Source organism: Xanthomonas sp. LMG 12462, assembly GCF_009192885.1.
Taxonomy (GTDB): Bacteria; Pseudomonadota; Gammaproteobacteria; order Xanthomonadales; family Xanthomonadaceae; genus Xanthomonas_A; species Xanthomonas_A sontii.
This window is the reverse complement of record NZ_NMPP01000047.1, coordinates 1-16,636: the sequence shown is the minus strand read 5'-3', so window position 1 is coordinate 16,636 and position 16,636 is coordinate 1. Positions and strand designations below refer to the sequence as shown.

General features: G+C 69.7%; 13 protein-coding genes and 2 tRNA genes. 10 read left to right on the top strand and 5 right to left on the bottom strand.

Features of this window, described 5'->3' with window-relative positions:
* Positions 1-176 precede the first annotated feature (176 nt).
* Together parC and CEK69_RS12510 are read right to left on the bottom strand one after the other, a co-directional pair.
* Entirely contained in the window at positions 177-2,420 is a 2,244-nt protein-coding gene (gene parC / locus CEK69_RS12515) for a DNA topoisomerase IV subunit A (RefSeq protein ID WP_152245920.1), read from the bottom strand.
* Between the two features lie 57 nt (positions 2,421-2,477).
* Positions 2,478-3,281, bottom strand: coding sequence for a helix-turn-helix transcriptional regulator (locus CEK69_RS12510; RefSeq protein ID WP_191091457.1), 804 nt, complete (start codon positions 3,279-3,281; stop codon positions 2,478-2,480).
* Positions 3,282-3,503: 222 nt separating this feature from the next.
* On the opposite strand from CEK69_RS12510, the gene CEK69_RS12505 reads away from it, so the two are divergent.
* From CEK69_RS12505 to CEK69_RS12485, 5 genes are all read left to right on the top strand, one after another.
* The gene (locus CEK69_RS12505) at positions 3,504-3,953 is read left to right on the top strand and encodes a MarR family transcriptional regulator (RefSeq protein ID WP_026143312.1); all 450 of its coding nucleotides are present in this window, start codon (positions 3,504-3,506) and stop codon (positions 3,951-3,953) included.
* Between the two features lie 10 nt (positions 3,954-3,963).
* Entirely contained in the window at positions 3,964-5,451 is a 1,488-nt protein-coding gene (locus CEK69_RS12500) for an efflux transporter outer membrane subunit (RefSeq protein WP_152245916.1), read from the top strand.
* 10 nt (positions 5,452-5,461) lie between these two features.
* Entirely contained in the window at positions 5,462-6,643 is a 1,182-nt protein-coding gene (locus CEK69_RS12495; protein WP_150410789.1) for an efflux RND transporter periplasmic adaptor subunit, read from the top strand.
* A gap of 8 nt (positions 6,644-6,651) precedes the next feature.
* Positions 6,652-8,229: a DHA2 family efflux MFS transporter permease subunit gene (locus CEK69_RS12490; protein ID WP_026144761.1), complete on the top strand. Its 1,578-nt coding sequence runs from the start codon at positions 6,652-6,654 to the stop codon at positions 8,227-8,229.
* Positions 8,230-8,463: 234 nt separating this feature from the next.
* Positions 8,464-9,996 carry a GDSL-type esterase/lipase family protein gene (locus tag CEK69_RS12485; RefSeq protein ID WP_043092442.1) on the top strand — a complete coding sequence of 511 codons (1,533 nt, stop codon included), beginning with the start codon at positions 8,464-8,466 and terminating at the stop codon, positions 9,994-9,996.
* A 179-nt stretch (positions 9,997-10,175) separates the two neighbouring features.
* Here CEK69_RS12485 and CEK69_RS12480 read toward each other — a convergent pair whose 3' ends face one another.
* Positions 10,176-10,523 carry a helix-turn-helix transcriptional regulator gene (locus tag CEK69_RS12480; RefSeq protein ID WP_017910998.1) on the bottom strand — a complete coding sequence of 116 codons (348 nt, stop codon included), beginning with the start codon at positions 10,521-10,523 and terminating at the stop codon, positions 10,176-10,178.
* Positions 10,524-10,774: 251 nt separating this feature from the next.
* Between CEK69_RS12480 and CEK69_RS12475 the strand changes: the two genes are divergently transcribed.
* Positions 10,775-10,972: a hypothetical protein gene (locus tag CEK69_RS12475; RefSeq protein WP_010343993.1), complete on the top strand. Its 198-nt coding sequence runs from the start codon at positions 10,775-10,777 to the stop codon at positions 10,970-10,972.
* A gap of 74 nt (positions 10,973-11,046) precedes the next feature.
* On the opposite strand, the gene CEK69_RS12470 is transcribed toward CEK69_RS12475, so the two are convergent.
* Both CEK69_RS12470 and CEK69_RS12465 read right to left on the bottom strand, forming a co-directional pair.
* Positions 11,047-11,131 (bottom strand) — tRNA-Leu (locus CEK69_RS12470).
* Positions 11,132-11,227: 96 nt separating this feature from the next.
* Complete coding sequence (locus CEK69_RS12465) at positions 11,228-11,677, bottom strand: VirK family protein (protein WP_152245914.1); 450 nt, start codon at positions 11,675-11,677, stop codon at positions 11,228-11,230.
* 351 nt (positions 11,678-12,028) lie between these two features.
* Between CEK69_RS12465 and CEK69_RS12460 the strand changes: the two genes are divergently transcribed.
* The 4 genes from CEK69_RS12460 (at position 12,029) to rlmB (ending at position 16,327) form a co-directional block, all read left to right on the top strand.
* A tRNA-Leu gene (locus CEK69_RS12460) sits at positions 12,029-12,113 on the top strand.
* A 139-nt stretch (positions 12,114-12,252) separates the two neighbouring features.
* The gene (rnr, locus tag CEK69_RS12455) at positions 12,253-14,676 is read left to right on the top strand and encodes a ribonuclease R (RefSeq protein WP_026144762.1); all 2,424 of its coding nucleotides are present in this window, start codon (positions 12,253-12,255) and stop codon (positions 14,674-14,676) included.
* A gap of 102 nt (positions 14,677-14,778) precedes the next feature.
* Positions 14,779-15,246: a GFA family protein gene (locus tag CEK69_RS12450; RefSeq protein WP_017913460.1), complete on the top strand. Its 468-nt coding sequence runs from the start codon at positions 14,779-14,781 to the stop codon at positions 15,244-15,246.
* A gap of 334 nt (positions 15,247-15,580) precedes the next feature.
* Positions 15,581-16,327: a 23S rRNA (guanosine(2251)-2'-O)-methyltransferase RlmB gene (gene rlmB / locus CEK69_RS12445; RefSeq protein ID WP_152245912.1), complete on the top strand. Its 747-nt coding sequence runs from the start codon at positions 15,581-15,583 to the stop codon at positions 16,325-16,327.
* The last annotated feature ends 309 nt before the right edge of the window (positions 16,328-16,636 follow it).

Here is a 16,636-nt window from a genome sequence, read left to right as displayed (position 1 = left end):
GCGCGTGCAGCCAGTGGTCGCTGTTGCGCTTCAACCGCGACGCTTCAGCGGTAAGGCCTCGCGGCAGAAGCCGCTCCTAAGAGAAGCGGGATGCCGCGCCGTATGCAAACGCTGCACCGGCGCGAAACTCCCATCCCGAATCCCGAATCCCGAATCCCGCGCTTGGCGCCAAGCGCTTACTCCACCGCCAGATCGTCGACCTTCTGCCACCCGCGCGGCAGCAGTCCGCCGCGGCTGGCGCGGGCGCCGAGGTAGGCGTCCAGGTCCTTGAACGACAGCGACATGGTGCGCTGGCCGCTCTTCACCAGCAGCGTGTTGCCCGGCGCCACCGCGGCGATCGCCACCACCCGTTCGGTGCTGAGCTTGGCCTTGGGGATGTCGATGATCTTGTTGCCCTTGCCCTTGTCCAGCTCGGGCAGGTCGGCGACCGGGAACGCCAGCAGGTGGCCGGCGCTGGTGACCGCGACGATGCGGTCGCTGCCGGCGCCGCTCACCGGCGCGGGCGGCAGCACCTTGGCGTTCGGGGTCAGGTTGAGCATGGCCTTGCCGGCCTTGTTGCGGCTGGTCAGGTTCTCGAAGCGGGTGACGAAGCCGTAGCCGTGCGAGGACGCCAGCACCAGGCGGCTGTCGTTCTCGCCGCTGGCAATGGCCTGGAACGAGGCACCGGCCGCAGGCGAGAAGCGTCCGGTCAGCGGCTCGCCGTTGCCGCGCGCCGAGGGCAGGGTGTGGACCAGGGTCGAATAGGCACGGCCTTCCGAATCCAGGAACGCCACTTGCTGCGTGCTGCGCCCGCGTACCGCCGCCAGCAGGCCGTCGCCATCGCGGTAGGACAGCGCCGCCGGATCCACGTCGTGGCCCTTGGCCGCACGGATCCAGCCCTTCTCCGACATCACCACGGTCATCGGCTCGCTCGGCACCAGCTCGGTCTCGTCGATGGCCTGGGCCGCGCCGCGCTGCACCAGCGGCGAACGCCGCGCATCGCCGAACTTCTTGGCGTCGGCCGTCAGTTCGTCCTTGATCAGCTTCTTCAGCTTGGTCTTGCTGGCCAGCAGCGCCTGCAGCTGCTCGCGTTCCTTGGCCAGCGCGTCCTGCTCGCCGCGGATCTTCATCTCCTCCAGCCGCGCCAGCTGGCGCAGGCGCGTCTCCAGGATGTAGTCGGCCTGTTCCTCGCTGAGCCCGAAGCGCGCGATCAGCGCCGGCTTCGGCTCGTCCTCGGTGCGGATGATGCGGATCACCTCATCCAGGTTGAGGAACGCGGTCAGCAGGCCTTCCAACAGGTGCAGACGGCGCTCGACCTTCTCCAACCGATGGTTGAGGCGGCGCACCACGGTGTCGCTGCGGAAGCGCAGCCACTCCTCCAGCAGGGTCTTGAGGTTCTTGACCTGCGGGCGGCCGTCCAGGCCGATCACGTTGAGGTTGACCCGGTAGCTGCGCTCCAGGTCGGTGGTGGCGAACAGGTGGCCCATCAACTGCTCGGCGTCGACCCGGTTGGAACGCGGCACCAGCACCACCCGCACCGGGTTGGCGTGGTCGGACTCGTCGCGGATGTCTTCCAGCCACGGCAGCTTCTTGGCGCGCATCTGCTGCGCGATCTGCTCGATCACCTTGGACGGCGACACCTGGTACGGCAGCGCCGTGACCACGATGTTGGCGTTTTCCTTCTGGTAGGTAGCGCGGGCGCGTACGCTGCCATGGCCGGTTTCGTAAATGGTGCGCAGGTCGGCGGCAGGGGTGATGATCTCGGCGGTGGTCGGGTAGTCCGGGCCGCGCACGTGTTCGCACAGGTCGGCGACGCTGGCGTCGGGGTCGTCGAGCAGGCGGATCAGCGCGCTGACGATCTCGTTGAGGTTGTGCGGCGGCACGTCGGTGGCCATGCCCACGGCGATGCCGGTGGTGCCGTTGAGCAGCAGGTGCGGCAGCCGCGCCGGCATCCAGGTCGGCTCGTCCAGGGTGCCGTCGAAGTTCGGCGACCAGTCCACCGTGCCCTGGCCCAGTTCGCCCAGCAGCACTTCGGCGATCGGGGTCAGCTTGGACTCGGTGTAACGCATCGCCGCGAACGACTTCGGGTCGTCGGTGGAGCCGAAGTTGCCCTGGCCTTCGATCAGCGGGTAGCGGTAGGAGAACGGCTGCGCCATCAGCACCAGCGCTTCGTAGCAGGCGCTGTCGCCGTGCGGGTGGTATTTGCCGATCACGTCGCCGACGGTGCGCGCGGACTTCTTCGGCTTGGCCGTCGCGTTCAGGCCCAGCTCGCTCATCGCATAGATGATGCGCCGCTGCACCGGCTTGAGCCCGTCGCCGAGGAAGGGCAGGGCGCGGTCCAGCACCACGTACATGGAGTAGTCGAGGTAGGCGCGTTCGGCGTATTCGCGCAGCGGCAGCTGTTCGAAGCCATGGAAGGCGGGGCGGGCGAGATCGGTCATGCGCAGGAAATACCTATAGGGGAACGCGGCGCCAGGCGCCGCAGGTCAGCCGGTCGATTATCCGGATGCGGCCGGCGATGCCAAGCCGCGCGTGCCGCCGGCGCTGGCCAGGTAACGGGCCGGAGGATGGCCGAAGCGGCCGCGAAAGGCGGTGACGAAGGCGCTGGGGCTGCTGTAGCCCAGCCGGAAGGCGGTGTCGGCGACGCTGGCGCCGTCGCTGAGCCGGCGCAGCGCCTCGGCCAGCCGCGCCTGCTGGCGCCAGCCGGCGAAGCCGAAGCCGGTCTCGTCGCGGAAGTGGCGGCTCAGGCTGCGCGCCGACAGCCCGGCCCAGTGCGCCCATTGCGCTAGCGAGCGGTCGTCGGCGGGGGTTTCCAGCAACTGGGTGGCGATGCGCAGCAGCCGGCGGTCGCGCGGCATCGGCAGGTGCAGATGCTCGACCGGGGCGTTGCGCACCTCGTCCAGCAGCACCGCGCACAGGCGCTGCTGCTCGGCCGCCAGCACCGGCGGCACCCCCCACTGGCTCATCCGCCGCAGCACCTCCCGGAACAGGCCGTTCATGCCGATCACGCAGGTCCGCGGCGGCAGGTCGGCGCAGACGTCGGGGCGGATCAGCACCAGGTAGCTGCGCACCCGCCCGGACACCTGCACCGTGTGCAGTTCCTGCGGCGGCATCCAGCCGGCACAGCCCGGCGGCAGCGACCACTGGCCGTGCGCGGTGCGGGTGCTCAGCACGCCGTCCTCCACATAGATCAATTGCCCGCGCACGTGGCGGTGCCAGTCCACCTCGCGCCGTAGCGACACCGGCGAATGCGCGATGAAGGCCAGCGCGGGCGGGCCATCGGCGCGCTCGAACCACTCCATGGCGCGCGGGTCCAGCGCGCTGTCGGAGCCGATGTTGGCCGGAGCGTCGGCCGGCTGGGTTGGCGCGATTTCGATATCCATTGTCCGGATTGTAATACCGAGCCATGGCCGCGCGCCGCTACAGTGCGCTCGCCGTCAGCGTTCCTCCGCTGCAACGCAGCATCTAGTTTCCTTGGGGATATTTTCTTGACATATATTTCTAAATGAAAATAATAGGCGCCCATGAACTGCGCTCCCTCCTTTCCTGGCCCGCCCTCGTTCGGCCTGTTGCTGCGCCAGGTGCGTGACGGCCTGATGCGCCGCCTCGACCGCGCTATGGCCGGGCTGGAGCCGGACCTGGGCTTCAGCCACTACATCGGCATGAAGGCCCTGGCCCACATGGCGCCGTGCACCGCCAACGAACTGGCCCAGGCCATCGACCAGAACCCCAGCGCGGTGACGCGCCTGCTGGACAAGCTGGAAGACCTGGGCTGGGTGCGCCGCGAGGCGCACGCGCAGGACCGCCGCGCGTTGCGCCTGGTGCTGACCGACGAAGGCCAGGCGCTGTGGCAGCAGCTCAAGCAGCGCGGCGACGACGTCATCGCCGATGCCTTGCGCGATCTGTCCGCCGACGAGCGCGAGCACTTGTTTTCGCTGTTGGTCCGTGTCCGCGATTCCCTCAATTCGCCCTGAACCCGCCCACATGACTCTGTCTTCTTCTCCCTCCCGCCTGCGCCCGTTCGCGGTCGCGGCCCTCACCCTGGCACTGGCGGCCTGCGCCAGCAGCCGTGGCCTGGAACCGCAGGGGCGCCGGCTCGATGCCGACCGCCAGCTGCACATCGGCAAGACCCTGGCCGCCGACGCGCTGGCGCCGGCGCCGTGGCCGCAGCAGGACTGGTGGAAAGCGCTGGGCGATCCGCAGCTCGACGCGCTGATCGCCGAGGCCCTGCAGGGCACGCCCAGCCTGGACGCCGCCGATGCGCGGCTGCGCCTGGCGCAGGCGCAGGCCGGCGCGGCCGATGCCGACCGCGGCGCCAAGCTGTCGCTGTCGGCCGGCTACACCGGCCTGCAACTGCCCAAGGGCCTGGCCGGCGACGAGATCGGCGGCAAGTACATCCACAACGAGCAGGCGCTGCTGAACTTCAGCTACGGCTTCGACCTGTGGGGCGGCAAGCGCGCCTCGTGGGAGGCGGCAGTGGACCAGGCGCATGCGGCCGAGGTCGACGCGCAGGCCGCGCGCCTGGACCTGTCGGCCGGCGTCGCCCGGGCCTATGCGCAACTGGGTTACGCCTGGCATCTGTACGACCTGGCCGGCGCCGAGCTGGCGCGCTCGGAGAACAGCCTGAAGCTGGTGCGGCAGCGCCGCGACGCCGGCATCGACAACAACCTGCAACTGCGCCAGGCCGAGGCGCGGGTGCCGGCGGCGCGCCAGCAGCAGGCGGCGGCGCAGCAGCAGATCGACGAAGCGCGCACCGCCCTGGCGGCCTTGCTCGGCCGCGGCCCGGATCGCGGGCTGCAGATCGAGCGCCCGCGCCTGCTCGACCCGCAGGCCGCGCGGGTGCCGTCGGTGCTGCCCAGCGACCTGCTCGGCCGCCGGCCCGACGTGGTCGCCGCGCGCTGGCGCGTGGAAGCCGCCTCGCAGGGCATCCATGCGGCCAAGGCGCAGTTCTATCCCAGCATCAATCTGACCCTGTTGGGCGGCGTCGCCGCCACCAATCCGGGCGACCTGTTCAAGAGTTCGTCGGTGCTGGGCCTGCTCAGCCCGGGCGTGAGCCTGCCGCTGTTCGACAGCGGGCGGCTGCGCAGCCAGTTGGCCGAGCGCGATGCGCAGTACGACCTGGCGGTGGCCAACTACAACCAGACCCTGGTGGCGGCGCTGCGCGAGGTGGCCGATCAGGTCAACGCCGCGCGTTCGCTGGCCGAGCAGGCGCAGCAGCAGGCGCAGGCGCTGCAGACGGCGCAGGCCGCCTTCGACCTGTCGCAGCAGCGCTACCGCGCCGGCATCGGCAACTACCTGGACGTGCTCAGCGCGCAACAACAGTTGCTGGACGCGCAGCAGCGCCTGGCGTCGCTGCAATCCAATCAGATCCTGGTCTCGGTGCGCCTGAATCAGGCGCTGGGCGGCGGCTACGACGCCACCTCCGCCGCCGATGCGCCGAGCTCTTCTTCTTCCGCACCTTCGCATTCCTGAGATCGCTGCAATGAATCAGACAACGACCCCCGCTTCCTCCGCTCCCGCCCCCAGCCGGCGCGGCAAGCTGCTGCGCGGCCTGGCCGTGGTAGTGGTGCTGGTGCTGATCGCGCTGGCGATCTGGTATTTCCTGGTCGGCCGCTGGCACGAGGACACCGACGACGCCTACGTGCAGGGCAACCTGGTGCAGATCACCCCGATGGTGGCCGGCACCGTGGTGCGCATCGACGCCGACGACGGCATGCGCGTGGAGCGCGGCCAGCCGCTGGTCAAGCTCGACCCGGCCGACACCGAGGTCGCGCTGCAGCAGGCCGAGGCCAATCTGGCGCGGACCGTGCGCCAGGTGCGCGGTCTGTACCGCTCGGTCGAGGGCGCCCAGGCCGAGCTGTCCGCGCAGCAGGTGACCCTGCAGCGCGCCCGCGCCGACGTCGCCCGCCGCGCCAGCCTGGTCGCCACCGGTGCGATTTCCGCCGAAGAGCTGGCGCATGCCCGCGACCAGCTGGCCGCCGCCGAGGCCGCGGTCAGCGGCTCGCGCGAGACCCTGGCGCGCAACCGCGCGTTGATCGACGAGAACGGCGTGGCCGACCAGCCCGACGTGCAGGGCGCCGCCGCGCAGGTGCGCCAGGCCTTCCTCAACAACGCCCGCAGCGCCATCGTCGCGCCGGTGTCCGGCTACGTGGCGCGGCGCTCGGTGCAGGTCGGCCAGCGCGTGCAGCCCGGCACCGCGCTGATGGCGGTGGTGCCGCTGAACCAGGTGTGGGTGGACGCCAACTTCAAGGAAACCCAGCTCAAGCACATGCGCCTGGGCCAGCCGGTGGAACTGGAGTCGGATGTGTACGGCAGCGCGGTGACCTACCACGGCACCGTGCAGAGCCTCGGCATCGGCACCGGCAGTGCGTTCTCGCTGCTGCCGGCGCAGAACGCCAGCGGCAACTGGATCAAGATCGTGCAGCGCGTGCCGGTGCGCATCGCCATCGACGCCAAGCAGCTGGAGCAGCATCCGCTGCGCATCGGCCTGTCGATGAAGGCCGACGTCAACCTGCATGACCAGAACGGCGCGGTGCTGCCGACCAAGCCGGCCAGCGGCACGCTGCTGGATACCGATGTGTATGCGCAGCAGCTGCAGCAGGCCGATGCGGCCGTGAAGCAGATCATCCACGCCAACCTGCCCGACGCCGCCAAGGCGAACTGAGCCCGGTCATGTCCAACCAAGCTGCCGCTCCCGCCGCGCCCGGGGTTCCGGGCGCACCGGCCGCCGGGTTCCGCCCGGCCAGTGTGGCGTTGTGCACGGTGGGCCTGGCGATGGCCTCGTTCATGCAGGTGCTCGACACCACCATCGCCAACGTCTCGCTGCCCACCATCGCCGGCAACCTCGGCGCCAGTTCGCAGCAGGCGACCTGGGTCATCACCTCGTTCGCGGTCAGCAACGCCATCGCGCTGCCGCTGACCGGCTTCCTCAGCCGCCGTTTCGGCGAGACCAAGCTGTTCGTGTGGGCCACGCTGGCCTTCACCGCGGCCTCGCTGCTGTGCGGCTTGGCCCAGAGCATGGGCATGCTGGTGGTATCGCGCGCGCTGCAGGGTTTCGTCTGCGGCCCGATGTACCCGATCACCCAGAGCCTGCTGGTGTCGATCTACCCGCGCGAAAAACGCGGCCAGGCGCTGGCCTTGCTGGCGATGATCACCGTGGTCGCGCCCATCGCCGGGCCGATCCTCGGCGGCTGGATCACCGACAACTACAGCTGGGAATGGATCTTCCTGATCAACGTGCCGCTGGGCATCATCGCCGCGACCGTGGTCGGCTCGCAGCTGCGCGATCGTCCCGAGCCGATCGAGCGCCCGCGCATGGATTACGTCGGTCTGATCACCCTGATCATCGGCGTCGGCTGCCTGCAGGTGGTGCTGGACCTGGGCAACGACGAGGACTGGTTCAGTTCGACCAAGATCGTCGTGCTGGCCGCGATCTCGGCGGTGGCGCTGGCGGTGTTCCTGATCTGGGAGCTGACCGACAAGGATCCGATCGTCGACCTGCGGCTGTTCCGCCACCGCAACTTCCGCGCCGGCACCATGGCGCTGATCGTGGCCTATGCGGCGTTCTTCAGCGTGTCGCTGCTGATCCCGCAGTGGCTGCAGCGCGACATGGGCTACACCGCGATCTGGGCCGGCCTGGCCACCGCGCCGATCGGCATCCTGCCGGTGATCATGACCCCGTTCGTCGGCAAGTACGCCTCGCGCTTCGACCTGCGGCTGCTGGCCAGCATCGCCTTCATCTTCATGGCCACCACCAGCTTCATGCGCTCGGACTTCAACCTGCAGGTGGATTTCCCGCACGTGGCCGGGGTGCAGTTGCTGATGGGCGTGGGCGTGGCGCTGTTCTTCATGCCGGTGCTGCAGATCCTGCTGTCGGACCTGGATGGGCGCGAGATCGCCGCCGGTTCCGGCCTGGCCACGTTCCTGCGCACGCTGGGCGGCAGCTTCGCCGCCTCGCTGACCACCTATCTGTGGGCCAAGCGCACGCAGCTGCACCATGCGCACCTGACCGAGCACATCTCCACCTACACGCCGGGCATGCAGGAACAGGTGCAGATGATGGGCAACGGCAGCCTGCAGAACGGCGCGGCGCTGCTCAACAACACCATCAACCACCAGGCCTCGCAGATGGGCTTCAACGACATCTTCTACCTGCTGGGCTGGACCTTCCTCGGGATCATCTTCTTCCTGTGGCTGGCCAAGCCGCCGTTCGGCGGTGGTGGTGGCGCGGCGGCGGCTGGCGGCCACTGAGCCTCGACGGCGGCACGGACGGCACCACGACCCGTGCCGTTCCGTACCGCTGCAATGGTGGTGCGATAGCGGCGCTTGCACGCCATTGCCTGATGGCGTGCCGTCCGGCGCGCCGCACCAGGGCATGCCAAGTGACATGCATGCCCGGCGTCGCGCTCCGGCGCGGGGACACTTGCCGCTGCCGCGGCCTGCGCACCAGAATGCGGCTCTTCGCAGGCTTCGGCAGCCCCGCACATGCAGCGCTTTCTTCGCGCCTTCGGCGCCCGCTTCGCCGCATCGCTTCCGCGCGCGGCCGTCCTCGTACTGCTATGTCTTGGTGCGCACCCGGACCATGCGCAGGCCGCGCCGCCGCCGGCGGCCTCGCCGGTGCCGGTGACCCCGGCCGACCGCCTGCATGAGGCCTGGTGGGCCGAGCGCCACCAGCAGGTGCTGGCGCAGGTGCGTGCGCACCCGGATGCGCCGCTGCTGCTGATCGGCGATTCGATCACCCAGAATTACGAGAAGGCGCAGGCACCGGACGAAGACTTCCAGTCGACCTGGCAGACCTTCTACGGCAGCCGCGGCGCGCTCAACCTCGGCTTCAGCGGCGACGCCACCGAACACGTGCTGTGGCGCCTGCAGCACGGCGAGGTCGACGGCCTGCGGCCCAAGGTCGCGGTCCTGCTGATCGGCACCAACAACACCGGCCACGAGGGGCAGGGCGCGGCGGACACGGTGCGCGGCATCGACGCGGTGGTCGCCACGCTGGAGCAGCGCCTGCCGCACACGCGCATCCTGTTGCTGGGCCTGCTGCCCAGTGCGCTTTCGGCGCAGAAGAGCGCACGCGATGCCGAGGTCAATCGCGCACTGGCGGTGCGCTACGGCGACAATCCGCGTGTGGCCTACCTGGACATCGGCACCGTGTTCCAGCGCGTCGACGGCACGCTGGACCCGAGCCTGTTCTACGATCCGCGGCAGCGTCCCGGCAGTGGCGCGCTGCATCCGGACACGCGTGGGCAGCGGCGCATGGCCGAGGCCATCGAGCCGACCCTGGCGCGGCTGCTCGACGAGGCGCCGCGGGTGGCGCTGGACGCAATGACCGACGTCGACACCGCGCGCATCGCGGTGCCCTGGCTGGAGCAGGATTCCTACGACTGGTACGGCCGCCACCATGCCGCGCTGGACGCCGCGCGGCAGTTGCAGCCGCAGGTGGTGATGCTCGGCGACTCGATCACCCATTTCTGGGCGGGCGCGCCACAGGCGATCCGGGTGAATGGCGCGCAGGCCTGGCAGCGCACCTTCGGCGACGCGCGGGTGCTGAACCTGGGCTTCGGCTGGGACCGCACCCAGAACGTGCTGTGGCGGCTGCGCCAGGGCGAGGTCGACGGTCTGGCGCCGCGCTGGGTGGTGATCAACCTCGGCACCAACAACCTCGCCGGCACCGAGCATGCGCGCACCAACACGCCGCAGGAGACCGCCGACGGCGTGGCGGCGGTGGTCGCCGAGATCCGGCGGCGCCTGCCGCGCAGCCGGATCGTGCTGATGGGCATCTTCCCGCGCGGCTTCGCCGCCGATGCGCCGCAGCGTGCGCCGATCCTGGAGACCAACCGCCTGCTGGCCGCGCGCTTCGCCCACGACCCGCAGGTGCGCTGGCTCGACATCGGCGCGCGCTTCCTGCAGCCGGACGGCACGCTGCCGGCGGCGCTGATGCCCGATGGCACCCATCCCAGCGAAGCGGGCTACGCGATCTGGGGCGAGGCGCTGCGCACGCTCGGCGTCGGCGGCTGAAGAGCGTCTCGAACATCACGCGTGCCGCGACTCAGCGGGAAGCGTGGTCGTCCTCGTAAGACCGGCTTCAGCCGCGACGGGCATGCCGGTAGGGTTTGGTCGCGGCTGAAGCCCCTCCTGCGAATGGCATTCCGTCGTTACTGGCGATGCCCGAACGCCACACGCGCCGCCAGTGTGACTCAGCCGTTGTCCGGCTTGAGCAATTCCAGCACGGCTTCGCGGCGCCGCACCGAGGCGTTGCGATAGCGCGCGAGCAGGGCGCGCTCCTGCGCGTCCTGTGCCAGCAACGGATAGTCGGCGGGCAGGTCCTGCACACGCTTGCCGGGACCGACGCCGCACACCAGTTCGTCGAGCGAGCGGTTCAGCACGCTGCGCAGCGTCGGCAACAGGCGGAAGCTCGGCGTTTCGCGGTCGTTCTCCCAGGCCGACACCGAGGACTTGGTGACGTCCAGCGCGAAGCCCAACTGCTCCTGGGTGAGCCCGGCGGCTTTTCTGGCTTCGCGCAAACGCTCGCCGAAGCTATTCATCGCGGTGGGCCTTGGGGGACGGCGGGCCTACCAAGATATGGAGCATCCGCCGGCTTGTCGTACAGTCACGCTTGACTCCAATTGTTCGGAGATTCAATACTCGTGCGGTGCGGAATGCACGGACGCGCGAGGATGCGCATGCAGGACATGGATGTTGTGGGCACGAGGGTGTCGGCGCCGCAGTGCGCCGCCGCCATGCATTGGCCGATCGCGGCACGACGCGGCGCCTGCCGGTACGTGGGGGAGGGCGCATGGCCACCTACGAAGTGAGACTCCGGCGCGTCGCGCAACTGGAGCCGTCCTTGCAGGTGCTGGTGCATGCCGCCAATGCCTACCTGGCCGCGCGTGCGGCCGAACGCCACAACCCGGGCTACCGTGCCTACAAGGTGGCGGTGTGGGTGAAGGGCGTGCGCGTGGACATCGGTCCGTTGCGTCCGCCGCAGCGCTGAGCGCCGCGGTCTGCGCGCAGCCAACAAAAAACCCGCCGAAGCGGGTTTTGAGATCTTGCTCGACCTGTCGGTCGTGGTGCCCAGGAGAGGACTCGAACCTCCACGGTTTTACCCGCTAGTACCTGAAACTAGTGCGTCTACCAATTCCGCCACCTGGGCAACTCAGAACGAGAATTCTGCGCGTGGCAGCAGGCGCTGTCAAGCGTTTTGCGACGGCGGCAGTGCAGCGCCGTCGCGGACGCGTCGGTGGCGACCTCAGTAGCCGACGTTGAAGCGCAGGCCCTGGTTGATCGCGCAGCGGTAGCCGAGGGTGCTGCCGGTCTGCTGGTAGCTGGGCAGGGCGAACACGAACATGGTGAAGTCCACGGTGTTGTCGGGATGCACCTGGTAGCGCAGGAACTGCTGGATCGGCTTGCCGTCGCGGCCGACGGTCACGTGCTCGTCGGCGAAGGACAGGGTGCCGTCGGCGGTGACGCGGTAGGCGCCGATGCGCAGGCCGCCACGGGTCTGGCTGGGCGTGGCGCCGCCGGAGGTGGGCGTGCACTGGCTCAGGTCGATCGCCACGGCGACCGAGGCGCCGCTGTCCAGGGCGCGCTGGATCTCGGTGAGCGAGCCTAGCGAGGCGTCGTCGGCAGTGGCGGCGGAAGCGCTGCCGGCGCTGGCGAACAGGGCGGCGGCGAGCAGGGAGGCGGACAGGCTGTGCATGGGGATGCTCCGGAGCGTGGGGGAGGGCGACGGATTGCCGGATGCAAGCTAGCGGGGCGCCGATCCGGGTCAACCGACAAAATCGAGAACTTCCGCTGCCGTCACGACGTATCTTCGAAGCAGGTCCGCTTGTGACAGCGCCGTGTCGGAATCGGCATTGCACTGCGGTTTTCCGCCGAATCCGCGCGCCGCCGAAGCGTGCGCGCGTGCACAGCCGCGCGGCGGTTGGGATGTGCGCGGCACCGCTGCGTGCCACGGTCGGATCGCGTCATCGATGCCGGCAATCGAGAGCGGCGCAAAAATAGGCGTTGACAAGGTCGCGGCGGCACCGCAGAATTCGCGGCCTTCAGCGCCCAGGTGGCGGAATTGGTAGACGCACTAGTTTCAGGTACTAGCGGGTAAAACCGTGGAGGTTCGAGTCCTCTCCTGGGCACCACATGCAAGATCGCGAGAGCGCTGAACTCTCGCACCGACCGGCCCGCTGACGCGGGCTTCGTCGTTTCTGGGGCGCACGTTCGCCGCAGCGCGCCGCCCGGTTCGGGTGACGGCCACCTGCATGGGAGTACCATGCGCGGATGACAACTCGCAAAAGCAAGTCCGGCAAGCCCGGCAAATCCGCGTCCGGCGACGCGCCCACCTCCGATACGCCGAAGAAATCGCGTCTGCCCGCCTGGATGCCCAGCTTCCTGCGCCGTGGCCCCAAGCCGCCGCTGCAACCGCTGCACCCTCCGTCGCCGCCGCCGGCGGCCGCGCCCGACACTGCCGCGCCGATCCACGACCCCTACGCCGCACGCGAGGCCGAGCGCTACGCGCAGCCGATCGCCAGCCGCGAGGCGATCCTGCAACTGCTCGAACGCTGCGACGGTCCGCAGACCCTGGACGAACTGGCCGAACAGCTCGGTCTGACCGAGCCGACGCGCAAGGAAGCGCTGAGCAAGCGCCTGGGTGCGATGCTGCGCGAAGCCCAGGTCGTGCAGAACCGCCGCGGCGGCTACGCGCCGCTGCAGCAGACCAACCTGATCCCCGGTGTGGTGATCGCCAATCCGGACGGATTCGGCTTCCTGCGCCCGGACGAGGGCGGCGACGACCTGTTCCTGCCACCGTACGAAATGCGCAAGGTGCTGCACGGCGACCGCGCCCTGGCCAACGTCACCGGCATCGACCGCCGCGGTCGCCGCGAAGGCAGCATCGCGCGCGTGCTCGAGCGCGGCCTGACTCGGATGATCGGCCGCTTCAGCCTGGAAGCCGGCATCGCCTTCGTGGTGCCCGACGACAAGCGCATCCAGCGCAACGTGCAGATCCCTGCCGATGCCGTCGGCGAGGCCCGCGACGGGCAACTGGTGGTGTGCGAACTCACCTCCGCGCCGGACGCGCGGCGCCCGCCGATCGGCAAGATCATCGCGGTGCTGGGCGACAAGTTGACCCCGTCGCTGCTGGTGGAAGCGGCGATCCACGGCCACGAGCTGCCCTACGAGTTCCCGCAAGAGGTACTGGACGAAGCCGCGGCGGTGCCGCTGACGGTGGAGCCGGCGGCGATCAAGGGCCGCGTGGACCTGCGGCAGACGCCGCTGGTGACCATCGACGGCGCCGATGCCAAGGACTTCGACGACGCGGTGTTCTGCGAGTCCAACGCCGACGGGTTCCGCCTGGTGGTGGCGATCGCCGACGTGTCGCACTACGTGCGTCCGGGCACGCCGCTGGATACCGAGGCGGTCAAGCGCGCGACCTCGGTATATTTCCCCGGTTTCGTGGTGCCGATGCTGCCGGAGACGCTGTCCAACGGCATCTGCTCGCTCAACCCCAAGGTCGACCGCATGTGCTTCGTCTGCGACATGCAGATCGACCGCCAGGGCGAGGTGGCCGGTGCGCGCTTCTACGAGGCGGTGATGAACTCGCACGCGCGGCTCACCTACGAACAGGTGTGGCAGGCGGTCGGCGAAAAAGACGAGCAGGTGCGCAAGGACGTGGCGGCGGTGCTGCCGCAGCTGGAGCGGCTGCATCAGCTGTACCAGATCCTGGCCAAGGCGCGCGCGCGCCGCGGCGCGATCGAGTTCGAGACCGCGGAAGTGCGCTTCGTGCTCGACAACACCGGCGAGGTGACCCAGGCCGGCATGCTGGTGCGCAACGACGCGCACAAGCTGATCGAGGAATGCATGATCGCCGCCAACGTGGCCGCGGCGCGCTACCTGCTGGAAACGCACATTCCGGCGCCGTTCCGCGTGCACGAGCGCCCGCCGGAATCCAAGTACGCCGACCTGCTGGAGTTCCTCAAGGAATTCAAGCTGAGCCTGCCGGCGTGGAGCAAGGTGGTGCCGGGCGACTACACCAAGCTGCTGAAGAAGGTGCGCGAGCGCCCGGACGCGGCGCTGCTGGAATCGGTGCTGCTGCGCAGCCAGAGCATGGCAGTGTACTCGCCCGACAACGCCGGCCACTTCGGCCTGGCGCTGGAGGCGTACGCGCACTTCACCTCGCCGATCCGCCGCTATCCGGACCTGCTGGTGCACCGCGCGATCAAGTACGCGCTGACCCGCGGCGCGCCGGACAAGTACCTGTACGCGCCGCGCGCGATGGCGGCGCTGGCGCTGCAGTGCTCCGAGCGCGAGCGCCGCGCCGACGAGGCCGAGCGCGAGGTCGACGAGCGCTACCGCGCCGCGTGGATGGAGAAGCACGTCGGCGGGCAGTTCGACGGCGTGGTCAGCGGCGTGACCAGCTTCGGCCTGTTCGTCGAACTGGACCAGTCCAAGGTCAACGGCCTGATCCACGTGACCCAGTTGCCGCAGGACTATTACCACTTCGACGCCACCCGCAAGACCCTGACCGGCGAGCGCCGCGGGCGCGAGTTCCGCCTTGGCGACCGCGTACGCATCCTGGTGCTGAAGGCGAGCATGGAAGAGCGCAAGATCGACTTCCGCCTGGTCGAAGAAGGCGAATCGGTACACGACGAGTTGCCGCCGCCGCCGCGTGGGCAGCCAGCCAAGCGCAAGAAAAAGAAGTACTGACGGCGCAGCGTCGCGGCGACCGAATGGCGGCCGCCGCGATCGCGCTTCCCGTGCGTCGTGCGGGAGCCACCCGCGCGATGCGGTTCGCAGCGGAGAGCGGATATGGAGCAGGAGTACAGCGGCGGTTGCCAGTGCGGTGCGGTGCGTTTCCGCGTGCGTGGGCGGCTGCACGACGCCTCGATCTGCCATTGCCGGATGTGCCAGAAGGCGTTCGGCGCCTACTACGCGCCGCTGGTCTCCACCCGCGGTGCGGACCTGACCTGGACCCGCGGCGCACCCAGGCGCTTCGCCTCGTCCAACCTGGTGCAGCGCGGCTTCTGCGCCGACTGCGGCACGCCGCTGACCTACGAGGCCCCGGATGGCGTCGCCATCGCGGCCGGCGCCTTCGACCATCCGGAGGCCTTGCCGCCGACCATCCAGTACGGCATCGAGGCGAAGCTGCCATTCGTCGACGCCCTGCATCGCCTGGCGGCGATCCGCACCGAAGGCGATCTGGCCGCCGCGCCGTTCCTGGCCGATGTCGTCTCGCGCCAGCATCCGGACCACGACACCGAGCGCTGGCCGGCTTGAGGTAAGACCACCGGTGCCGACGTCGCGCGGAGCGTGTCGGTGCCGGTAACCTCGGGTCATCGGCGCGCCAGGCAGCAGGCCGGGGTTCCCGACGTCATCGCGTCGGGACTGAAGTCCCTCCCACAAGGCTGCGCCGCGCCCTGACTGGATGGCGCTGCGTCGTTGGTCTTGCCGCCGCGGCACGCATGCCCCGGGCATCGCAGGAAAGCACGACGTCGCGGCCAAGCCGCTTCTACCAATCCCCAATCCCGAATCCCCAATCCCGGCCCCCAGGCATGACGCCAGCGGCCACAACCCCTACCATGCCCGCTTTCCTTACGCGTAGTCCCGTCTCATGAGCAAGCAGAACCAGTGGATCGTCGGCGTCAATGCCGTGGCCTCGTCGATCGAGAACGACGCGGACAACGTGCGCGAGGTGCTGGTGGAAGCGGGCAGCAAGAATCCGCGCCTGCAGGAGATCGAGGAGAACGCGCGGCGCAAGGGCATCGACGTGCGGCGGGTGAACACGCAGGCGCTGGACGGCGTCGGCGGCTCGGTGCGGCACCAGGGCGTGGCCGCGCGTTATGCCGCGGCGCGGACCTGGGCCGAGAGCGAGCTGGAAGGCCTGGTCAGCGCCGCCGAAGGCCGCGCCCTGCTGCTGGTGCTGGACGGCGTGCAGGATCCGCACAACCTCGGCGCCTGCCTGCGCAGTGCCGCCGCGGCCGGGGTGACCGCGGTGGTGATTCCCAAGGACAAATCGGCGCCGGTCAACGCCACCGTGCGCAAGACCTCGGCCGGCGCCGCCGACCGCCTGCCGATCGTGGCGGTGACCAACCTGGCGCGCTGCCTGCGCGAGCTGCAGAAGCAGGGCGTGTGGATCTACGGCCTGGCCGGCGAGGCCGAGACCTCGCTGTACGCGCAGGACCTGCGCGGCAACGTGGCGCTGGTGCTGGGCGGCGAGTCCGACGGCCTGCGCCGGCTGACCCGCGAGCATTGCGACGGCCTGGTGCGGATCCCGATGCCGGGCGAGATCGAGAGCCTCAACGTCTCGGTTGCCGCCGGCGTGGCCCTGTTCGAGGCGGTGCGACAGCGCCTGGGCTGAGCGCGCGGTGCATTGATGCCGCGGTTGTGAAGCCGTCGGCGCCTCCTCATGCCTGGAGCAAGCAAAGCCCCTCTCCCCCCGGGAGAGGGGTTGGGGTGAGGGTACGGGGCGAAGCCTTCGCGCATCAGAACGACACCAGGCTTCGCCCGCGCGCTTGTCGCCGCCGCGATCGATGTCTCCCCAGGCTTCGCCCGTACCCTCATCCGCCCCTTCGGGGCACCTTCTCCCGGCGGGAGAAGGGGAGCGCGTGGCGCCTGGAGCCCCTCTCCCCCCGGGAGAGGGGTTGGGGTGAGGGTACGGGGCGAAGCC